The sequence below is a fragment of the Propionivibrio limicola genome (assembly GCF_009469695.1).
Classification (GTDB): domain Bacteria; phylum Pseudomonadota; class Gammaproteobacteria; order Burkholderiales; family Rhodocyclaceae; genus Propionivibrio; species Propionivibrio limicola.
The window spans coordinates 1-19,579 of the sequence record NZ_SSSR01000029.1; the positions used below are offsets into that span (position 1 = coordinate 1).

Sequence of the window (19,579 nt, forward strand, 5' to 3'; positions counted from 1 at the left end):
GAAAGGCTGGCATTCATACGCGCAGAATCCTCGCCGCCTCCTCTGATGCCTACCGGGAGTCCATCCTTGGACTCGGGTAGGTTTGATGCGATTGCCCTGCCGAAACATGAAGCCTCGGGGAAAGCGGGATATGAATGGTGATAAAATCGGGCGCTTGAAATTGATCCCTTTCAATTCTGCCGCATTCTGTTTTCCGAACCGCGGCGTGCGCCCCGCGCCTGAATTCCCGACCGGTTTTAACCTTCCTTTTAACCTTTGTCCGAAAGCCAGCAATGACCAGCATCAAACAGGAAGATCTCATCCAGAGCATCGCCGATGCCTTCCAGTACATCAGCTATTACCACACGCCCGACTTCGTCAAGGCGCTTGGCGAAGCTTATGAGAAAGAAGAAAACCCCGCCGCCAAGGATGGCCTGGCGCAGATTCTGACTAACTCGCGCATGTGCGCCGAAGGCCACCGTCCGCTCTGTCAGGACACGGGCATCGGCCTCGTTTTCATTAAGGTCGGCATGAACGTGCGCTGGGACGACGCCACGATGAGCGTGCAGGAGATGATCGACGAGGGCGTGCGCCGCGCCTACACCAATCCGGACAATCCGCTCCGCAAATCGGTACTCGCCGACCCGGCCGGCGCTCGCCGGAATACCAAGGACAACACTCCGGCCGTCGTTCACTTCGAAATCGTTCCCGGCGACCACATCGAAGTCATCTGCGCGGCCAAAGGCGGCGGCTCCGAAGCCAAGTCCAAGCTCGCCATGCTCAACCCGTCCGACGACATCGTCGACTGGGTGCTCAAATCCATCGCCTCGATGGGCGCCGGCTGGTGTCCGCCCGGCATCATCGGCATCGGCATCGGCGGTACGCCGGAAAAAGCGATGCTGCTGGCCAAGGAATCGATCATGGCGCCGTGCAACATTCACGAACTCAAAGCCAAGGCCGCCGAATACGCCAAAACCGGCGAAAAACTCACCCGCCCCGAAGAGCTTCGTCTCGAAATTTACGAAAAAGCCAACGCCCTCGGCATCGGCGCCCAAGGCCTCGGCGGTCTGACCACGGTACTCGACGTCAAAGTGCTCGACTACCCCTGCCACGCCGCCAACCTGCCGGTCGCGATCGTGCCGAACTGTGCGGCCACCCGCCACGTTCACTTCCATCTCGATGGCAGCGGCCCGGCCAAGCTCGAACCGCCGAAACTCGAAGATTGGCCTGCTGTCACGTGGACGCCTGATATCCAGTCCGCCAAGCGCGTCAATCTCGACACCCTGACCAAGGAAGAAGTCGCTTCCTGGAAAGTCGGCGACAAGCTGTTGCTCAACGGCAAGATGCTGACCGGCCGCGATGCCGCGCACAAGCGCATTCAGGACATGCTGGCCAAGGGCGAGAAACTACCGGTCGACTTCACCAACCGCGTCATCTACTACGTCGGCCCGGTCGATCCGGTCCGTGACGAAATCGTCGGCCCGGCCGGCCCCACGACATCGACCCGCATGGACAAGTTCGTGCGCATGATGCTCGAAGAAACCGGCCTCATCGGCATGGTCGGCAAATCGGAACGTGGCTCGACGGCGATTGCCGCCATCAAGGACAACAAGTCCGCCTACCTGATGGCCGTCGGTGGCGCCGCCTACCTCGTAGCCAAGGCGATCAAGGCAGCCAAGGTCGTCGCCTTTGCAGACCTCGGCATGGAAGCCATCTACGAGTTCGAACTGCAGGACATGCCGGTGACCGTCGCCGTTGACTCCAGCGGCACGTCGATTCACATCATCGGGCCGACCGAGTGGTGCCAGAAGATCGGCAAAGTCCCGGTCGAAACCCTGTTTGGAAACAAGCACTAAGCATCGAACAAAGATCGCTGCCTACTCGAAAGCCGGTCCTCTCCGAAGGCCGGCTTTTTTTGCAGTGACACAGGAACAATTCTCATTAGCAAAGCGTCTGACGTAGGTAAAATCATTTTTGATAATTATTCTCACACCTGCTGGAGCCGCCTTGATGACGAACTTCCTGAAACTCTCCGTATCAACCATTGCACTCTGCACCGCCTTCTCTGGCTCTGCCTTCGCCCAGGAGAAGGTGCTGAACCTCTACTCCGCCCGACACTACCAAACCGACGAAGCGCTTTACGCCGGTTTCACGCAAAAGACTGGAATCAAGATCAACCGGATCGAAGGCAAGGAAGACGAATTGCTCGAACGGCTCAGGAATGAAGGCGCCAACAGCCCGGCCGACATCCTGCTGACGGTTGACGCGGCGCGTCTGGCCAACGCCCATGAATTGGGGCTCTTCGCGCCGGTCAAGTCGAAAGTCCTCGAAACGCGGATTCCCGCGCACTTGCGAACCGACGACTGGTTTTCCTTCTCGACACGCGCGCGCGTCATCGTGTACGCGAAAGACCGGGTGAAGGCCGAAGATGTCCAGAACTATGCCGACCTCGCCAACCCGAAGCTCAAGGGGCTGGTGTGCACGCGCTCGGGTTCGCATCCCTACAATCTTTCGTTGATGGCCTCGATCATTGGCCATAGCGGCGAAGCCAAGGCCGAGGAATGGTCAAAAGGCGTTGTCGCCAACTTCGCCCGCGCGCCCAAAGGCGGCGACACCGACCAGATCAAGGCCGTTGCCGCCGGCGAATGCGGGGTCACGATTTCCAACACCTACTACGTCGCCCGCTTGATGCGCTCCGACAAAGCCGGGGACAAGAAAGTGATGGAGAAGGTTGGCGTCGTCTGGCCTGACCAGAAAGGCCATGGCACGCACATCAACGTCTCCGGCGCCGGCATGTTGAAACATGCTCCGCACAAGGAAGCCGCCGTCAGGTTCCTCGAATATCTCGCCAGCGACGACGCACAACGCTACTTCGCCGACGGCAACAACGAATGGCCGGCTGTTCCCAGCGTGAAGGTCAGCAACCCGGCGCTGGAAAAACTCGGGAAATTCAAGGCGGACACCCTCCCTGTCAGATCATTGGCCATGTATCGGGCCAAAGCACAGATGATTTTCGACCGGACTGGCTACCGCTAAGGCGCACTGAAACGACACCCTGCAGGCAAGGTTAAGGATGACCCCAACCTTGCCGCCCCAGCCCGCGTCGGCTATAGTTCGTCGGCGAATGGGAGAGCGCGGAAGCCGTAAAAGAACTCCGCCGCCGAAGGCGCAATCCACCCGAAAACGCTCAGGTAAAAATCCGTTCGTGCAAGGACAGAGGGTGAACTCACAGGAGTTCGCCCTTTTTCATTTCTGCATTTTCTTGGCTACGGGTTTGAAATGACACAGAAAACTGTCCTCAACGATATGCACCGCCGACTCGGCGCGAAGATGGTCGATTTCGGCGGCTGGGACATGCCGCTGCACTACGGCTCGCAGATCGAGGAACACCACGCCGTGCGCCGCGACTGCGGCATGTTCGATGTCTCGCACATGTGCGCAGTGGACCTTGCCGGCACTGACGCCAGGAAATTTCTCCTGCGCCTGATCGCCAACAACGTCGACAAACTCAGGGAACGCGGAAAGGCGCTTTACAGCGCCATGCTCAACGAAAGCGGCGGCGTCATCGACGACCTCATCGTTTATTTCATCGCCGACGGACAATACCGCTTGGTCATCAACGCCGGCACCGCCGAAAAGGACCTGGCCTGGATGGCCGCCCGTCTCGCCGAATGGCAGCTTGACGCAACCATCGCCCCGCGACGCGACCTCGCCATGATCGCTGTGCAGGGTCCCAACGCCAAGACCAAAGTCTGGCAGGCGTTGCCGGAGACCCGAACAGCCAGCGAACCGCTCAAACCCTTCTACGCCGTCACGGTGGGCGACTACTTCATCGCCACGACCGGCTACACCGGCGAGTCCGGCTTTGAAATCACCCTGCCCGCCCATCTGGCCGAAACCGTCTGGCAAAAGCTGCTTGAGGCCGGCATCAGGCCGATCGGTCTCGGCGCGCGCGACACGCTGCGCCTCGAAGCCGGCATGAACCTCTACGGACAGGACATGGACGAAACGGTGTCGCCGCTCGATGCCGGGCTGGCGTGGACGATCGATCTCGAAGCGCCGCGCGACTTCGTCGGCAAAACCGCCCTGCTCGCCAATCCACCGTCGAAGCAATTCCTCGGGCTGCTTCTGCTCGACAAAGGCGTCTTGCGCGCCCACCAGAAAGTCATCACCGCGAACGGCGACGGCGAAATCACCAGCGGCACCTTCTCCCCGACGCTGCAACAATCCATCGCCCTGGCCCGCCTGCCGCTGGCAACCGCCATCGGGGAGACGGTCCAGGTCGAGATTCGCGACAAATCATTGACCGCCAAGGTCGTCAAACCCTGCTTTGTCCGTAACGGCAAAGCGCTTGTATAAAACCCACAGCCGACTCATTTCTCAGGAGCCCTCATGAACATTCCGTCCAATCTCAAATACACGAAGAGCCACGAGTGGGTGCGCGTCGAAACCGACGGCACGGTCACGGTCGGCATCACCGATCACGCCCAGGAGCTGCTTGGCGACCTCGTGTTCGTCGAACTGCCGGAAGTCGGCAAGGAATTGGCGGCTGAACAGGAAGCCGCCGTCGTCGAATCGGTCAAGGCCGCCTCGGATGTTTACGCGCCGATCGCCGGAACGATCACCGAAACTAACCCGGCCGTCGTCGACGCACCGGAATCGGTCAATCAGGACGCCTACGCCGCCTGGCTGTTCAAGATGAAGCCCGCCAACCCGGCCGACGTCGACGCCCTGCTCGACGCCGCCGCCTACACTGCCAGCGCGGCGGAATAAGAGAAATACCGCCAACAGCTTGAAAAGCGAACCACCAAGACACCAAGGGCACAAAGCTTCACCAAGAAAAACAGAGCTTTTACTTGGTGCTTTCTTGGTGTCTTGGTGGTGAAATTCGGGACTTTCACGCAAGCAGCCCGTGCGTCTCTTCACGCCAGGAGTCAACATGCCGAAGACACTTTCCCTGAGCGCCCTCGAAAACCGCGAGGAATTCATTGCCCGCCACATTGGCCCGACGCCCGATGACATCCCGGCCATGCTGGAAGCCATCGGCGCGCCGACGCTCGACGTGCTGATCGAGGAGACCGTTCCCGCCACAATTCGCCTGCCGGCAGCGCTGCCATTGCCCGAGCCGCGCCCGGAAGCCGAAGCGCTCGCCGCGCTGAAAGCCATCGCCGGCAAGAACAAACTCAACAAGTCGTTGATCGGCATGGGCTATGCGGACACGCAAACGCCCGCCGTCATCCTGCGCAACGTGCTGGAGAATCCGGGCTGGTACACAGCCTACACACCGTATCAGGCGGAAATCGCGCAGGGCCGGCTGGAAGCGCTGCTCAACTATCAGCAGATGGTCATCGACCTGACCGGCCTCGAGCTCGCCAACGCCTCGCTGCTCGACGAAGCCACGGCCGCCGCCGAGTCCATGGCCATGGCGCGGCGCATCAGCAAATCGACGTCGAACCTGTTCTTCGTCGATACCGGCTGCTTCCCGCAGACCATCGACGTGCTGAAGACCCGCGCCAGCTTCTTCGGCTTTGAGCTCGTCTTCGGCGCTCCTGACGAAGCCGCGCAGCAGGAAGTTTTCGGTGCCTTGTTCCAGTATCCAAACGACAGCGGCGAGATTGCCGACCTCACCGGCCCGATTGCCGCCGTCAAGTCGCGCGGCGGCATCGTCGCCGTCGCCGCCGACCTGATGGCGCTGGTGCTCCTGAAATCGCCGGGCGAAATGGGCGCCGACATCGCGCTCGGTTCGACGCAACGCTTCGGCATTCCGATGGGCTTCGGCGGCCCGCACGCCGCTTTCTTCGCCACGCGCGACGAGCACAAGCGCTCGGTGCCCGGACGCATCATCGGCGTTTCCGTCGACGCACGCGGCAACAAGGCGCTGCGCATGGCGCTGCAGACGCGCGAGCAACACATCCGCCGCGAGAAGGCGAACTCGAACATCTGCACATCCCAGGTGCTGCTCGCCAACATGGCCGGCCTGTACGCCGTTTATCACGGCCCGCAGGGGCTGCGCACAATCGCCGAACGCATCCACCGGCTGACCGCGCTCTTTGCCGAAGCCATGCAGCGCGCTGGCATCACCGTCCACAATACGCACGCTTTCGACACGCTGCGCCTTGATCTCGGCCCGAAAGCGTCGATGGTTTACCAAGCCGCCTTGGCGGCCGGCTACAACCTGCGACAGATCGGCGGCGGCATTCTCGGCCTCGCCTTCAATGAGAATTCGACGCGCGACGATGTCGCGACGTTGATCCGTCTCGTCGCCGGCATCAGCGTCGATCTCGAAGCACTCGATGCGCAAGTCCAGCAACAGGATGCCCTCCTGCCTAGCGCGCTGCGCCGCGACGATCCGATCCTGACGCACCCGGTATTCAACCGCTACCACACCGAGCACGAGATGCTGCGCTATCTCAAGCGCCTGCAGAACAAGGATCTGGCGCTCGACCACTCGATGATCTCGCTCGGCTCGTGCACCATGAAGCTCAACGCCACGAGCGAGATGCTCCCGATTTCCTGGCCGGAATTCGCCCACCTGCACCCCTTCGCCCCGCTCGATCAGGCGCAGGGCTACATGGAGATGATCGGCGGACTGGAAAATTGGTTGAAGATGATCACCGGCTTTGACGCGATCAGCCTGCAGTCGAACTCCGGCGCGCAGGGCGAATACGCCGGCATCGTCGCCATCCGCCGCTACCACGCCAGCCGCGGCGAAGGACACCGCAACATCTGCCTGATCCCGAAGTCGGCGCACGGCACCAATCCGGCGACGGCGCAAATGTGCGGGCTGGAGATCGTCGTTGTGAACTGCGATGAAAATGGCAACATCGACGTCGCCGACCTGAAGGCCAAGGCCGAGCAGCACGCCGCCAACCTCGCCTGCCTGATGATCACCTACCCGTCGACGCACGGCGTCTTCGAGGAAGCCGTCAAGGAAATTTGCGACGTCATCCACGCCCACGGCGGGCAGGTGTACATGGACGGCGCCAACCTCAACGCGCAGGTCGGCCTCACCTCGCCGGGCCACATCGGCGCGGATGTGAGCCACATGAACCTGCACAAGACCTTCGCCATCCCGCACGGCGGCGGCGGACCGGGCATGGGGCCGATTGGTCTGAAAGCGCATCTGGCGCCGTTCATGGCCAACCATGTCGTGCAGCCGATCGAGGGACCGCACAAGGGGCAGAGCGCTGTCTCGGCGGCACCGTGGGGCTCGGCGTCGATCCTGCCGATTTCGTGGATGTACATCGCGATGCTCGGCGGCAAGGGCTTGAAGTGCGCCACCGAAGTCGCCATCCTCAACGCCAACTACATCGCCACGCGCCTCAATCCGCATTACCCGGTGCTGTACACCGGCAAGAACGGCCGCGTCGCGCACGAATGCATCCTCGACATCCGCCCGATCAAAGCAACGACCGGAATCGCCGAAATCGACATCGCCAAGCGCCTGATGGACTACGGCTTCCACGCCCCGACGGTCAGCTTCCCGGTCGCCGGCACGATCATGGTCGAGCCGACCGAATCGGAGTCGAAGGCCGAGCTCGACCGCTTCATCGCCGCGATGATCGCCATCCGCGAGGAAATCCGGAAAATCGAACGAGGCGTCTGGCCGGCCGACAACAATCCGTTAAAGAACGCGCCGCACACGCAAGCCGACATCGTCGGCGAGTGGGACCGCCCGTACAGCCGCGAGGAAGCCGTCTTCCCGCTGCCTTACGTGCGCGACAACAAGTTCTGGCCGAGCGTCAATCGCATCGACGACGTCTACGGCGACCGGCACCTGTTCTGTGCCTGCCCGATGGCGGGCGACGCTTCATGATCGTCACAACCGGCGATTGCTAAAGAATCTCCCGTAGCGTACGTTGTACCGGTAAATACGGAACCACAAAAAACCAGCGAAAAAAGGGAGAGACGGCGATGACCGGAGACGCGGGTTTGGCTTTTTCCACGGACGGCGGCCAGCTCGTTGCCGCCGTCCTCCCGACGGCGGATCGGCCGCCGCTCAACGCCGAAGGGTTGCGTGACGCGGTGGCGCAGGCCGTCTACGGCGCGTGGTTTCTTTTCGACGATGCGCTGGCGACGCTGATCGAACGCTGCAACAGCGGCGTCGAAGGCGGCTTCGAACTGCCGATCGGCGAGCGCCGTGACGCCTCCTTCTCGATCGAGCTTACCGCCGACGCGATGCAGGCTTGGCTGAGCACAACGCCGGCCCATGGCGGCAAGCCGCTGGAGGCCGAAGAAATCTTTGCCGCCCTGGGCGAGACCAGCGTCACGTTCGGCATCGACGAAGCAGCCATCCGCTCGGCCTGCGACTCGGCCCGACCCGAACGCGTCGTGGCTGCGGCTGGCACGCCGGCCGTCAACGGCGAGGACGCCCGCTTCGAATTGCTGGTCGCCGAGGCACGCGACCGCTCGCCGCAGGTCGACGAACACGGCCTGATCGATTTCCGCGAGTTGGGCGCGATTCCGACGGTGGCCGTCGAGCAGCCGCTGATGCGCCGCATTCCGGCAACGACTGGCACCGTCGGGCGCAACGTGCGTGGCGAGGTCGTCGCCCCCGTTCCCGGGCACGATGAAGCATTTGCCGAAAACCTGGCCGGCACCGACGTGGCGAACGACGACGCCAACCTGCTGCTCGCCTCGTGCAACGGGCAACCGGTGTGTTGCCGCAACGGCGTTTCCGTCGAACACGTCGTGCATTTCCGCAACATCAACGTTGCGACGGGCAACATTTCCTTCGACGGCACCGTCAATATCGAAGGCGAGGTGTTGCCGGGGATGAAGGTGCATGCCGCCGGCGACATCGTCGTCGGCGGCATCGTCGACGGCGCCGAACTCAAAGCCGGCGGCGACATTCGCATTGCCGGCGGCATCATCGCCAAGGCCGTGGTGAGCGCCGGCGGCTCGGTCGCCGCCCGCTTCGTCGAGAACGCCCAGGTAATCGCCGGCGGAGCCATCGCCATTGACGACAGCGCCCTGCAAAGTGAACTGCAGGCGAACAACCAGATCGTCATCGGCGTCAAGTCGCCGCAGCGCGGCCGGCTGGCCGGCGGATCGGCGCGGGCGATGCTGCTGATCCGGACACCGGTACTCGGCTCGCCGACCAGCGGCGTCACCCGTCTGTTGCTCGGCGTGAATCCGGTGCTCGAAGCCCGCCATCAGGAACTAGCGGAAAAAATCGCCAAACTGCGCGCGGAGGAAGAAAACCTCGACAAGCTCGTCAAGTACCTCGCCAAACAGGGCGACAAGGCGGACATGCTAGCGCGCGCGAAAAACTCATGGCATCAGGCAGTCAAAGCCTGGGCCAAGCTGATGCCGGAAAGGGAAGAACTCGAACGGCAGCTGGCGCTGGCCGCCGGCGCCCGGATCGAAGTCGGCGACAGCGTGGCGGGCGCCGTCGACCTGACCTTCGGCAAGAAGGGGCTGCACCTGCGCCGCCCTTACGATGCCGGAGTTTTCTCGATGGAGGAGGAACACATCGCCTTCACGGACGCATCGGGTAACGTCACCACGGTAACCTAGTAGTCAGTCAACGGAAAAAGCGAACCACCAAGGCACCAAGCACACCAAGAGAGCACCAAGTTAACACCCTGTTTTCTTGGTGAATCTTTGTGCTCTTGGTGTCTTGGTGGTGAGGCATCTATTCATGCGCTTCAACATGACTGACTACTAGCTGTTTCCGATGAGCCGTCACGTGCTCGAATCTCGCGGCCCAGGCGGCGCCAAAGCCCCACCTCGCCACCGACACCTCAGACATTCGGTCGCACGGTGGCCAAGAGAAGGCCAAATTTTGGGCCTTGCATCGTGATGAGAATTCTCGCCATTTCATTCGGATTTCCGGATGGCAATTACGATCCACATCCGGTTTTCCGACAACGAGATCGGGGCCTCTGAAATTTTTCCTTTATTTTCAAAGACAAAAAACACCCCGCTGCTGGCACGGTCCATGCGATAGGTGTCCCGCCGATTTTCGGCACCCCAAACCGCGTCAGGACAGGGAAGGGATAGGGGAAGGCGTCACACCGGCAGGTTCATAAAAAACTCCGGTCCGTGGATGGCCATGATTCGTCGACTCACAATTCCTGGCGCAGCCGTTCAACAACTCATCCACAGGACCCACAATGAACGCAAACAAACTGACGTTGCGCATCATGATCGGCATGCTGCTCGGCATCCTCGCCGGCTATATCGTGCATACGACGGCCGCCTCGCCGGAAAGCATGAAGGACACCGCCGGCTACTTCACGCTGGTCAGCGACATCTTCCTGCGCCTGATCAAGATGATCATCGCTCCGCTCGTCTTTACCACCGTCGTTTCCGGCATCGCCAACATGGGCGACAGCAAGTCGGTCGGGCGCGTCGGCTTCAAGGCGCTCACTTGGTTCATCCTCGCGTCGATCGCCTCGCTGCTGCTCGGCTGCCTGCTGGCCAACCTGTTCCAGCCGGGCGTTGGCCTCGGCATGGAATTGCCGGAAACCGGCGCGGCGACCAATCTCGCCACCCAGTCGCTGAATTTCAAGACCTTCCTGCTCAACGCGTTCCCGAAGAGCATCTTCGAATCGTTCTCCGGCAACCAGATCCTGCAAATCCTCGTTTTCTCGATCTTCTTCGGACTGGCCATCGCCTCGCTTCCCGCGAAATCCACGGAGTCGATTCGGAAGCTTGCCGATGAGGGCGTGCACGCGATGATCAAGGTCACCGATTTCGTCATGCAGTTCGCGCCGGTCGGCGTCTTCGCCGCCATGGGCGCCGCCATCGCCACCAACGGTCTCGGCGTGCTCGCGACCTACGGCAAGCTGATCGGCTCGTTCTACGTCGGCCTCGTCCTGCTCACGCTGATTCTCATCGTTGCCGGCTGGTTCTTCCTCGGTCGCCGCGTGTTCACGCTGATGGAAATGATGCGCAGCGTCATGCTGCTCGCTTTCTCCACTGCGAGCAGCGAAGCCGCCTATCCGAAGACGATGGAGCAACTCCGCAAGTTCGGCGCCAGCAACCGCATCACCAGCTTCGTGTTGCCGCTCGGTTACTCGTTCAACCTCGACGGCTCGATGCTCTACCAGTCGTTCGCCATCATCTTCATCGCCCAGGCTTACGGCATCGACATGCCGATCTCGCAGCAACTGGCGATGCTCGCCGTGCTGATGCTTTCCAGCAAGGGCATGGCCGGCGTCGCGCGCGCCTCGCTGGTGGTCGTCGCCGCCGTGCTGCCGATGTTCAACCTGCCGGAATCGGGCCTGCTGCTGATCATGGCCATCGACCAGTTCCTCGACATGGGCCGCACCGCGATCAACGTCGTCGGCAACAGCATCGCCACCGCCGTCGTCGCCAAATGGGAAGGCCAGCTCGGCGAGACCAGCGATGAAGTCATCGACGAAATTGATGGAATCGCCGAAGACGAACCGCTGGGCGAAGAAGCCCCGGCGGTGGCCTGATCGCTGGGCGACCGCTGAAACAAGCGCTTTCAACGCAGAGGTCGCAGAGATACAGAGAACTCAGAGAGAAGCATTGATTCACCCCATGTGAGGGACGATTCTTTGTTCCAGCTTTTTGCTCTCTCTCGGTTTTTCTCTGCGAACTCTGCGGCTCTGCGATCTCTGCGTCAAAAGCGGTTCTCAAAAACTTTCCTCACAGGCAACACCCTTACCGGCGCCCGGTTTTCCGGGTGCCGGTTTTTCTTTTTCTGAGCAATGTCCGCCTCCTGTAAACTGCGCGCCATGGTTCAGCGCACCCCTTTCCGCCGCCTGCTGCTTTGCCTTGCCTTGGCCGTCCTGGTCGCGGCCAGCGCGCTTGTTACCTTTCAGATCAGCCAGCGCCTCTCGCTCGCCGATCTGCAGGCCACCGGACGCCACCGGCTCGATCTTTACGCCGCCAGCCTCGAACGCAGCATCGACAAATACGCCTACTTCCCGGCCACGCTCGGGCTGGAAAGCGACGTCATCGATCTGCTTTCCGGTGGCGCCACGCCAAGGCTTGCCGACAAGGTCAATCGGTACCTCGAACAGCTCAACGAGCGCGCCGGCACGCTGGCGATCTACGTCATTGACCTTCACGGCCACGTCCGCGCGTCCAGCAACTGGCAGCGAAGCGACAGCTTCGTCGGCGAGGACCTGTCGTTCCGCGCCTATTTCCGCGACGCCATCGACCAAGGCAACGGGCGCTTTTTCGGCATCGGCACCACGCGCAGCGAACCGGGCTACTACCTTTCCTCCGCCCTCTCCCGCAACGGCCGGATCGTCGGCGTTGCCGTCATCAAGGTCAGCCTCGAACAACTCGAAGAATCATGGGCGACCGCCGAAACGCCGGTGCTCGTCGCCGACGAGAACGGCATCGTGATCCTGAGTTCGGTGCCGGACTGGAAGTTCACCGCCCTGCGCCGGCTCGACGAGACGACGCGCGCGACCTTCGACCGCACCCAGCAATACAACCGCCGCGCCTTGCCGCCGCTCGGCGTCAACGAAACGGCCAGTCTCGACAAGGCCGCCCGGCTGGTACGCATCGACCGGGCCAGTTCGGCCAGCGTCACGGCCTACCCGGTCACCGGCCAGTTCCTCATCCAGTCGCAGCCGCTGGCAGGCACCTTCTGGTCGCTCAACGTCTTCTCGCATATCGAACGCGCCGAAAAAGTCAGCACCACTCGCGCCGCCGGCGCCGGCGTCACCATGCTGCTGTTCGCCCTGCTCGGTCTGATGCTCAACGAACGCCGCCGCCTGCTGAAAGAACGCCTGGCGGCGCGCGAAGCGCTGCAAAAGGCCCACGACGAGCTCGAACGCAAGGTGGAAGAACGCACGCTCGATCTCTCGGCCACCAACCAGCAACTGCAAACCGAAATCGCCGAACGCGTGCGCGCCGAGCAGACGCTGCGCGCGGCGCAGGACGAGCTGATCCAGGCCGGCAAACTCGCCGTCATCGGCCAGCTCTCGGCCGGCATCGTGCACGAACTCAACCAGCCGCTCGCCGCCCTGCGCACGCTGTCCGGCAACGCCGTCCGCTTTCTCGAACGCGGCAACGAACAAACCGCCCGCGACAACCTCGAACGCATCGGCCAGCTCGTCGACCGCATGGGCCAGATCACCGGCCAGCTCAAGGCGTTCGCCCGCAAATCGAGCGGCAAAGCCGCGCCGGTCGACCTCCGGCAGGTCGTCGCCAACGCCATCGCCCTGCTCGAACAGCGCTTTCGCACTTCGCGCATTCGCCTGACGCGCAACTTCCCCGACACGCCGCTGACCGTCCTCTGCGACGGCAACCGGCTCGAACAGGTCATCATCAACCTGATCGGCAATGCGCTCGACGCCATGCTCGACCAGCCGGAAGAACAACGACGCGAACTCGGCATCGAGATTTCCGCCGAGATTTCCAGCACACCACGCGAGAATGCTGTCCGGCTGACCGTCCGCGACCACGGTCCCGGCCTCAGCCCGGAAGCAATCGCGCGGCTTTTCGAGCCCTTCTTCACCACCAAAGATGCGGGCGTCGGACTTGGCTTGGGGCTCGCCATTTCGACCGGCATCGTCAATGATTACGGCGGCACGCTGAGCGGCGAAAACCATCCCGACGGCGGCGCCGTGTTCATCCTCACCCTTCCCCTGACCATAGAAGACACAGGCAGCGAACAACCATGAACGAACCACTGACCGCCCTCATCATCGAAGACGATCCCGACGTGCGGCTGGGCTGCGAGCAGGCGCTGCAACTCGAAGGCATCGCCACCGCCAGTGTCGGCAGCGCCGAAGAGGCAAAGCGCCGCCTCGACCACGGCTTTCGCGGCATCGTGGTCAGCGACATCCGCCTGCCGGGGATGGACGGCATGGCTCTGCAACGCGAGTTGCACGCCCTCGACCCGGAACTGCCGGTCGTCCTCATCACCGGCCACGGCGACGTATCGACCGCCGTGCAGGCGATGAAGGACGGCGCCTATGACTTCATTGAAAAGCCCTTCTCGCCCGAACACCTCGTCGAAGTCGTCAGCCGGGCACTGGAAAAACGCCGCCTCGTGCTCGAAGTGCGCGAACTGCGGCAACGCCTGGAAAACCGCGACCTGATCGAAGCCCGCCTGATCGGCAGCGCCCCCGGCATGGTGCGCGTGCGCGAACTGATCGGCAGCCTCGCCAACAGCGCCGCCGACATCCTGATCCACGGTGAAACCGGCACCGGCAAGGAACTCGTCGCCCGCTGCCTGCACGAAGCCGGCCCGCGCCGCAAAGGCAACTTCGTCGCCATCAACTGCGGCGGACTGCCGGAAACGCTGTTCGACAGTGAAATCTTCGGCCATGAGGCCGGCGCCTACACGGGAGCCACCAAACGCCGCATCGGCAAGATCGAGTACGCCAACGGCGGCACGCTTTTTCTCGACGAAATCGAGACCATGCCGATCCCGATGCAGATCAAGCTGCTGCGCGTCCTGCAGGAGCGCACGCTGGAGCGCCTCGGCTCGAACACGCCGATCCCGGTCGACTGCCGCATCATCGCCGCCACCAAGGACGACCTGCAGCAACTCGCCGAACAGGGCCGGTTCCGCGCCGATCTCTATTACCGTCTCAACGTCGCCACCATCGCCCTGCCGCCGCTGCGCGAACGGCGCGAAGACATTCCGCTGCTCTTCCAGCACTTTCTGCTGCAAGCCGCCGCCCGCCACGGCCGGCCAGTGCCGGCAATCGACGCCGCACGAATCCGCCAGCTCGTCGGCTACCACTGGCCGGGCAACGTGCGCGAACTCGGCAACGTGGCCGACCGTTGCGTGCTCGGCATCGAAAGCGGCGCCCCGCCGTTCGGTAAAGAACTGCCCGCCGGCCAACACGTGCTGTCAGAAACCGTAGAAGCCTTCGAACGCGCCCTCATCGCCGACACCTTGCGCCGCCACGACGGCAGCCTCGCCCGCAGCGCCGAAGCCCTCGGCACACCCAAAACCACGCTGCACGACAAGATCCGCAAGTACGGGCTAACGCTCTCCGGCCGTCACTGAGCGGACGACGCTGAAACGTCGAAAACGTGATAGCCCCAGGGCGGCAGATCAACGAACAACCCGCGCGAAACGAGTTCGTTTCCGTCGCGCTCGTAAGCAGGCCCGCCCATGAGATCCGAGAAGTGTACCGGCGGGCCGCTTGACTCGGCGAACGGCAAGCGAACGTGGCACTGGGCCTGATTCGGCGCATAGTTAACGACAATCAGCATCCGCCCCCCTTCAGTGCCGCGCCATGTCCACGCGATGAAGCAGTCGTTCGTCCAGTTTCCCTCCCATGCCGGCACGCATTCCAGAAGCTGCCATTGGCCATCGCGAACCTCCGACCGCCGCAATACGGCGAGTAGCGCTTCGTAAAACCGTGCCAGATCGGCATCGACGCTCTCCTCCGGAGCGCGGACGAGATGCGGCGAAATGCGCTTGTGCCGCCCCTCGAACTGGCCCTGATGGAAGAAGCGCAAGCCGGGCGAGAGGAACGTGATCAGTGCCGCCGCGTGGTGGACAGTTGACGGAAAGGTCGCCGCGGCGCGCGGTTCGTCGTGGTTTTCGAGGAACCGCGCGAGCTTGTTCTGGTAGTCGAGACCGGCAAAGAGGTGCTCGCGCACCGGCCGGGCGTGGCCTTCGCGCAAGCGGTCATACAACCGCTTGTCGTAGGCGTAGTCGAAACCCTGCGCGTGCATGACCCATTCGAGATCCCAATAGACCTCGGCCATGAACAGGAAGCCGGGTACCTGCTCGCGTACGCGGCGCGTTGCCTCGGGCCAGAACAGCGGCGCCCGTTCGCCCCACGTCCGCTCGAACACGTCGGGCAGGACGAGCATCGCCATGTCGCAGCGCACGCCGTCGCACTGGCCGGCGATTTTCAGCAGTTCGCCGATCATGGCGTCCTGCGTGGCCGGATTGCTGTAGTCGAGTTGCAGCGTATCGGGCCAGCCCGGGAAATACGGGTCGCGCCCGTGAGCCAGCAGCAAATCGCCATCCTCTCGCCGCACCCAGGTGTAATTCTGCGGCGCATGCGCCAGATCGATGTCGGTGCCGCGCACGTAGTACTCTGGATGATCTTCGACCCACGGATGATCGAGCGCCGTGTGGTTGGGCACGAAGTCCAGCATCAGGCGCAGCCCCCGCTCGCGCAGCCGTTCGCGCAGGCGCGCCAGCGCCGCATCGCCGCCCAGATCCGGATGCACGGCATAGGCGGTAATGGCAAAGCCGGAACCGGCGATGTCCTCCTCGCGGAGATCGGACAGCGTCTCCTCGAATTCCTTGCGCCATCCGGCATTCTGGCGCGACACCTGCCGGCCTGCCGCGCCCGTCGTCCAGACGCTGAGGAGCCATAGCCAGTCGAATCCCATGCCGGCGATCCGGTCGAGTTCGGGGTCCGGCACGTCGTCGAGCGTCGCCCGACGCCCGAGCACGCCCGATAGCTCGGTCAGCCAGACACGCGTGTTGATCTGGTAAAGAGAAGGATAAAGGGGCTGTGTCATGTTCACTCCCTCCGTGTTCGGACGCTCGCCGCCTTTTTCCTCGCCTTGGGCACCTTGTCTTCTTCGATGAAAGCGGCGGCCTTGCCGAGCTTGAGCATCTGCTCGGCCGACGAAGTCGCGAACAGGTGCATCATGCGGGCAATGACGCCGGTCCAGCCGGTCTGGTGGCTGGCACCGAGACCCGCACCATTGTCACCGTGGAAGTATTCATAGAACTGGATCAGGTCACACCAGTGCGGGTCGCTTCGGAATTTTTCCGTCGCGCCGTTGAACGGGCGCCGTCCGTTTTCGTCCTTGACGAACATGCTGGCAAGCCGGCGAGATATCTCTTCGGCGACCTGATAAAGATTCATCAGGCGGCCCGAACCGGTCGGACATTCGATGGTGAAGTCGTTGCCGTAGTACGTGTAGTACTGCAGCAGTGCGCGCACGATCAGCGCATTGACCGGCATCCAGATCGGGCCGCGCCAGTTTGAATTGCCGCCGAACATGCCGGTATCCGACTCGGCCGGCAGGTAGGGCACGCTGAACTCCTGGCCGCCGACATTGAATTTGTAGGGATGGTCGGCGTGGAAACGCGACAGCGAGCGGATGCCGTAGGGGCTGAGAAATTCGTTTTCGTCGAGCACTCTCGCCAACACGCGGCGCAATTTGGTTTCGTCCAGAATCGCGCCCAGCCTCCGATCATCCGCGCCGAGCTTCGTTGGGTCGTGGATGAAGTCGATCAGTTCGGGCCGCGCCTCGATGAAGTTCTTCAGGCGAATCATCACTTCCGGATATTTCTCGCGGAACTCACCTTCGAAAACGGCCACGGCGCACAACGGCAGCAGGCCGACCATGGAGCGGACTTTCAGACGCTGGGCGGTACCGTCCGGCAGTCGCAGCACGTCGTAGAAGAAGCCATCCTCTTCGTCCCACATGCCGGTGTCGCCGCCCGCGTGGATCGTCGCCGAGGCGATGGAGACGAAGTGGGCGACGAACTTGGACGCCATTTCGGCATAGGTTTCGTTGTGCAACGCCAGTTCGATGGCGATTTCGAGCATGTTCAGGCTGTACAGCGCCATCCAGGCCGTGCCGTCGGCCTGTTCCAGATAGCCGCCCGTCGGTAGCGGTGCGCTGCGGTCGAAAACGCCGATGTTGTCGAGGCCGAGAAAGCCTCCTTCGAAAGTGTTCTTGCCGGAGCGATCCTTGCGGTTGAGCCACCACGTGAAATTGAGCAACAGCCTCTGGAAGCTGCGTTCGAGCCATTCGACGTCCCCCTTGCCGGTCCTCACCTTTTCAAGCCGGTAAGTGAAGATCGTCGCCCACGGATGCACCGGCGGATTGACGTCGCCAAAATTCCATTCGTAGGCCGGAATCTGGCCGTTCGGGTGGAGATAGGTGTCGCGCAGCATGAGGCTCAGCTGCTGCTTGCCGAAATCCGGATCGACGAGCGTCAACGGCAATACGTGGAATGCGAGATCCCACGCCGCGTACCACGGATATTCCCACTTGTCCGGCATCGAAATCACATCGGCGTTGTACATGTGGTGCCACTGCGCATTGCGCGGCGCCTGCTTGGCTGACGGCTTATAAACGCTGCATCCCCGCTCATCAAGCCAGCGATTGACGTCAAAATAGAAGTATTGCTTCGACCACATCATCCCCGCGAGCGCCTGGCGCATGACATTGGCGGCATCCGCATCAAGCGAGTTGGGGATAACTTCGGCATAGAACGCGTCGGCTTCCTGACGGCGAGCCTGCATGATCTCGTCGAAATGGGCGCCAAAGGCGCCTTGCGCCTTGCCGTAGGTTTTATCCAACGCAGCCGGGGCGACCGGACTCAGGCGCAGGCGGAGCACCTCGCATTGCCCGGCCGCAACGTTCACGTGGTAGTGCGCCGCCACCTTGGTGCCGGTCTGCTTCGGATTAACGGCAGCGGTTTCCCCACGCACGACACAGGCATGGATGCCATCCTTCACGTACGGAGTCCGGTTCTGCCCCCCGAAAAGCCGTTTGGCATTGGTTTCGTTTTCGGTGAATAAAAGCGAAGTGTCGCCGTCGCAATAAAGATAGCGATCACCGAGCAGTTCTTCCGTCGCCTTGACGACCGAGGCCTTGCCACGGACCGTTTTGAGCACCGGACGCGGATTGTCGACACCCCACGACCATCGATTGCGGAACCAGAGCGTCGGCAGAACGTGAAGCTCGGCGGCTTCCGGCCCGCGATTGTGGATGGTGATCTCGACGAGGATATCTTCGGGCGATTCCTTCGCATATTCGACAAACACATCGAAGTAGCGGTCATCGTTGAACACGCCCGTGTCGATCAGTTCGTATTCGAGATCCTTGCGGCCACGCTCCCGATTGCGGCGTACGATTTCGTCGTAGGGATAGGCGGCCTGCGGGTACTTGTAGAGATACTTGAGATACGAGTGCGTCGGCGTGCTGTCGAGGTAGAAGTAGTACTCCTTCACGTCCTCGCCGTGGTTGCCCTCGCTGTTGGTCAGGCCGAACAGCCGCTCCTTGAGGATCGGGTCATTGCCGTTCCAGAGCGCCAGCGCCAGACAAAGGCGCTGGCGGTCGTCGGAGATGCCGGCCAGCCCGTCCTCGCCCCAATGGTAAGCGCGCGAGCGCGCCTGGTCGTGGCTGAAGTAATCCCACGCATTGCCGCTTTCGCTATAGTCCTCGCGGACGGTTCCCCATTGCCGCTCGCTCAGGTAGGGCCCCCATTTCTTCCATGGGGTTTCAGGATTGCGGGCTTGTTCCAGGCGCTGTGACTCGGCATTCATGGCATCTCCCTGCGCGTCGTTTACGAGTAATGTCTACAAGCTAGTTCGACGCCGGAAGATTTTCCATCCGAATAAATGAGGCGCCAGTCCAAGCCAGCGCAATTTCAGCAGAAGAACTCGGCCAGCCGTTCAAACACCGCGTGCGCCGGGCCGTGCCGGCGCACCGAGAGCACGTCCTCCAGTTTTTCCAGTTGCCGGATCATTTGTTCGAGCCGCACGTCCTCGTTGACCGACAGCCAGATGCGGCTCGTTCGCCCATCGCCGACCGGCAGGCAGACGATGCCTTCGACGTTGAAGGCGCGGCGGGCGAATAGTCCGGCGACGTGCGACATCACGCCGGGGTGGTTGTTGACGTTCAGCTCCAGTACGGCTTTGGAATGTGCGTTGTTCAT

12 protein-coding genes and 1 riboswitch are annotated in these 19,579 nt (G+C 62.3%); of the genes, 9 read left to right on the forward strand and 3 right to left on the reverse strand.

The window, feature by feature from the left end; translation table 11 throughout:
- Window positions 1–272: 272 nt before the first annotated feature.
- The 9 genes from GH659_RS14190 (at window position 273) to GH659_RS14230 (ending at window position 14,935) form a co-directional block, all read left to right on the forward strand.
- Complete coding sequence (locus tag GH659_RS14190) at window positions 273–1,835, forward strand: fumarate hydratase (protein ID WP_153112098.1); 1,563 nt, start codon at window positions 273–275, stop codon at window positions 1,833–1,835.
- A 154-nt stretch (window positions 1,836–1,989) separates the two neighbouring features.
- Window positions 1,990–3,015, forward strand: a complete 1,026-nt coding sequence (locus tag GH659_RS14195; protein WP_153112099.1) for a Fe(3+) ABC transporter substrate-binding protein — start codon at window positions 1,990–1,992, stop codon at window positions 3,013–3,015.
- A gap of 79 nt (window positions 3,016–3,094) precedes the next feature.
- Window positions 3,095–3,191, forward strand: a riboswitch (glycine riboswitch).
- Between the two features lie 67 nt (window positions 3,192–3,258).
- A complete protein-coding gene (gene gcvT, locus GH659_RS14200; protein ID WP_153112100.1) occupies window positions 3,259–4,338 on the forward strand; it encodes a glycine cleavage system aminomethyltransferase GcvT in 1,080 nt (359 codons plus the stop codon).
- Between the two features lie 33 nt (window positions 4,339–4,371).
- Complete coding sequence (gene gcvH / locus GH659_RS14205; protein ID WP_153112101.1) at window positions 4,372–4,752, forward strand: glycine cleavage system protein GcvH; 381 nt, start codon at window positions 4,372–4,374, stop codon at window positions 4,750–4,752.
- Window positions 4,753–4,918: 166 nt separating this feature from the next.
- The gene (gene gcvP / locus GH659_RS14210) at window positions 4,919–7,795 is read left to right on the forward strand and encodes an aminomethyl-transferring glycine dehydrogenase (protein ID WP_153112102.1); all 2,877 of its coding nucleotides are present in this window, start codon (window positions 4,919–4,921) and stop codon (window positions 7,793–7,795) included.
- A 98-nt stretch (window positions 7,796–7,893) separates the two neighbouring features.
- Window positions 7,894–9,498 (forward strand): flagellar assembly protein A, encoded by a 1,605-nt coding sequence (locus GH659_RS14215; RefSeq protein ID WP_153112103.1) that lies wholly within the window; start codon window positions 7,894–7,896, stop codon window positions 9,496–9,498.
- A gap of 599 nt (window positions 9,499–10,097) precedes the next feature.
- Window positions 10,098–11,408 (forward strand): dicarboxylate/amino acid:cation symporter, encoded by a 1,311-nt coding sequence (locus GH659_RS14220; RefSeq protein ID WP_153112104.1) that lies wholly within the window; start codon window positions 10,098–10,100, stop codon window positions 11,406–11,408.
- A 282-nt stretch (window positions 11,409–11,690) separates the two neighbouring features.
- The gene (locus GH659_RS14225; protein ID WP_153112105.1) at window positions 11,691–13,595 is read left to right on the forward strand and encodes a sensor histidine kinase; all 1,905 of its coding nucleotides are present in this window, start codon (window positions 11,691–11,693) and stop codon (window positions 13,593–13,595) included.
- The gene (locus tag GH659_RS14230; protein ID WP_153112106.1) at window positions 13,592–14,935 is read left to right on the forward strand and encodes a sigma-54-dependent transcriptional regulator; all 1,344 of its coding nucleotides are present in this window, start codon (window positions 13,592–13,594) and stop codon (window positions 14,933–14,935) included. The genes GH659_RS14225 and GH659_RS14230 overlap by 4 nt, the downstream gene beginning before the upstream one ends.
- Here GH659_RS14230 and GH659_RS14235 read toward each other — a convergent pair.
- The 3 genes from GH659_RS14235 to ilvN all read right to left on the reverse strand — a co-directional run bounded on the left by GH659_RS14235 (window position 14,929) and on the right by ilvN (window position 19,579).
- Window positions 14,929–16,416, reverse strand: coding sequence for an alpha-amylase family glycosyl hydrolase (locus tag GH659_RS14235; protein WP_153112107.1), 1,488 nt, complete (start codon window positions 16,414–16,416; stop codon window positions 14,929–14,931). The genes GH659_RS14230 and GH659_RS14235 overlap by 7 nt on opposite strands.
- Before the next feature lie 2 nt (window positions 16,417–16,418).
- Complete coding sequence (locus GH659_RS14240) at window positions 16,419–19,187, reverse strand: MGH1-like glycoside hydrolase domain-containing protein (protein WP_153112108.1); 2,769 nt, start codon at window positions 19,185–19,187, stop codon at window positions 16,419–16,421.
- A gap of 104 nt (window positions 19,188–19,291) precedes the next feature.
- On the reverse strand, window positions 19,292–19,579 hold the full coding sequence (ilvN, locus tag GH659_RS14245) for an acetolactate synthase small subunit (RefSeq protein ID WP_153112109.1): 288 nt from the start codon (window positions 19,577–19,579) through the stop codon (window positions 19,292–19,294).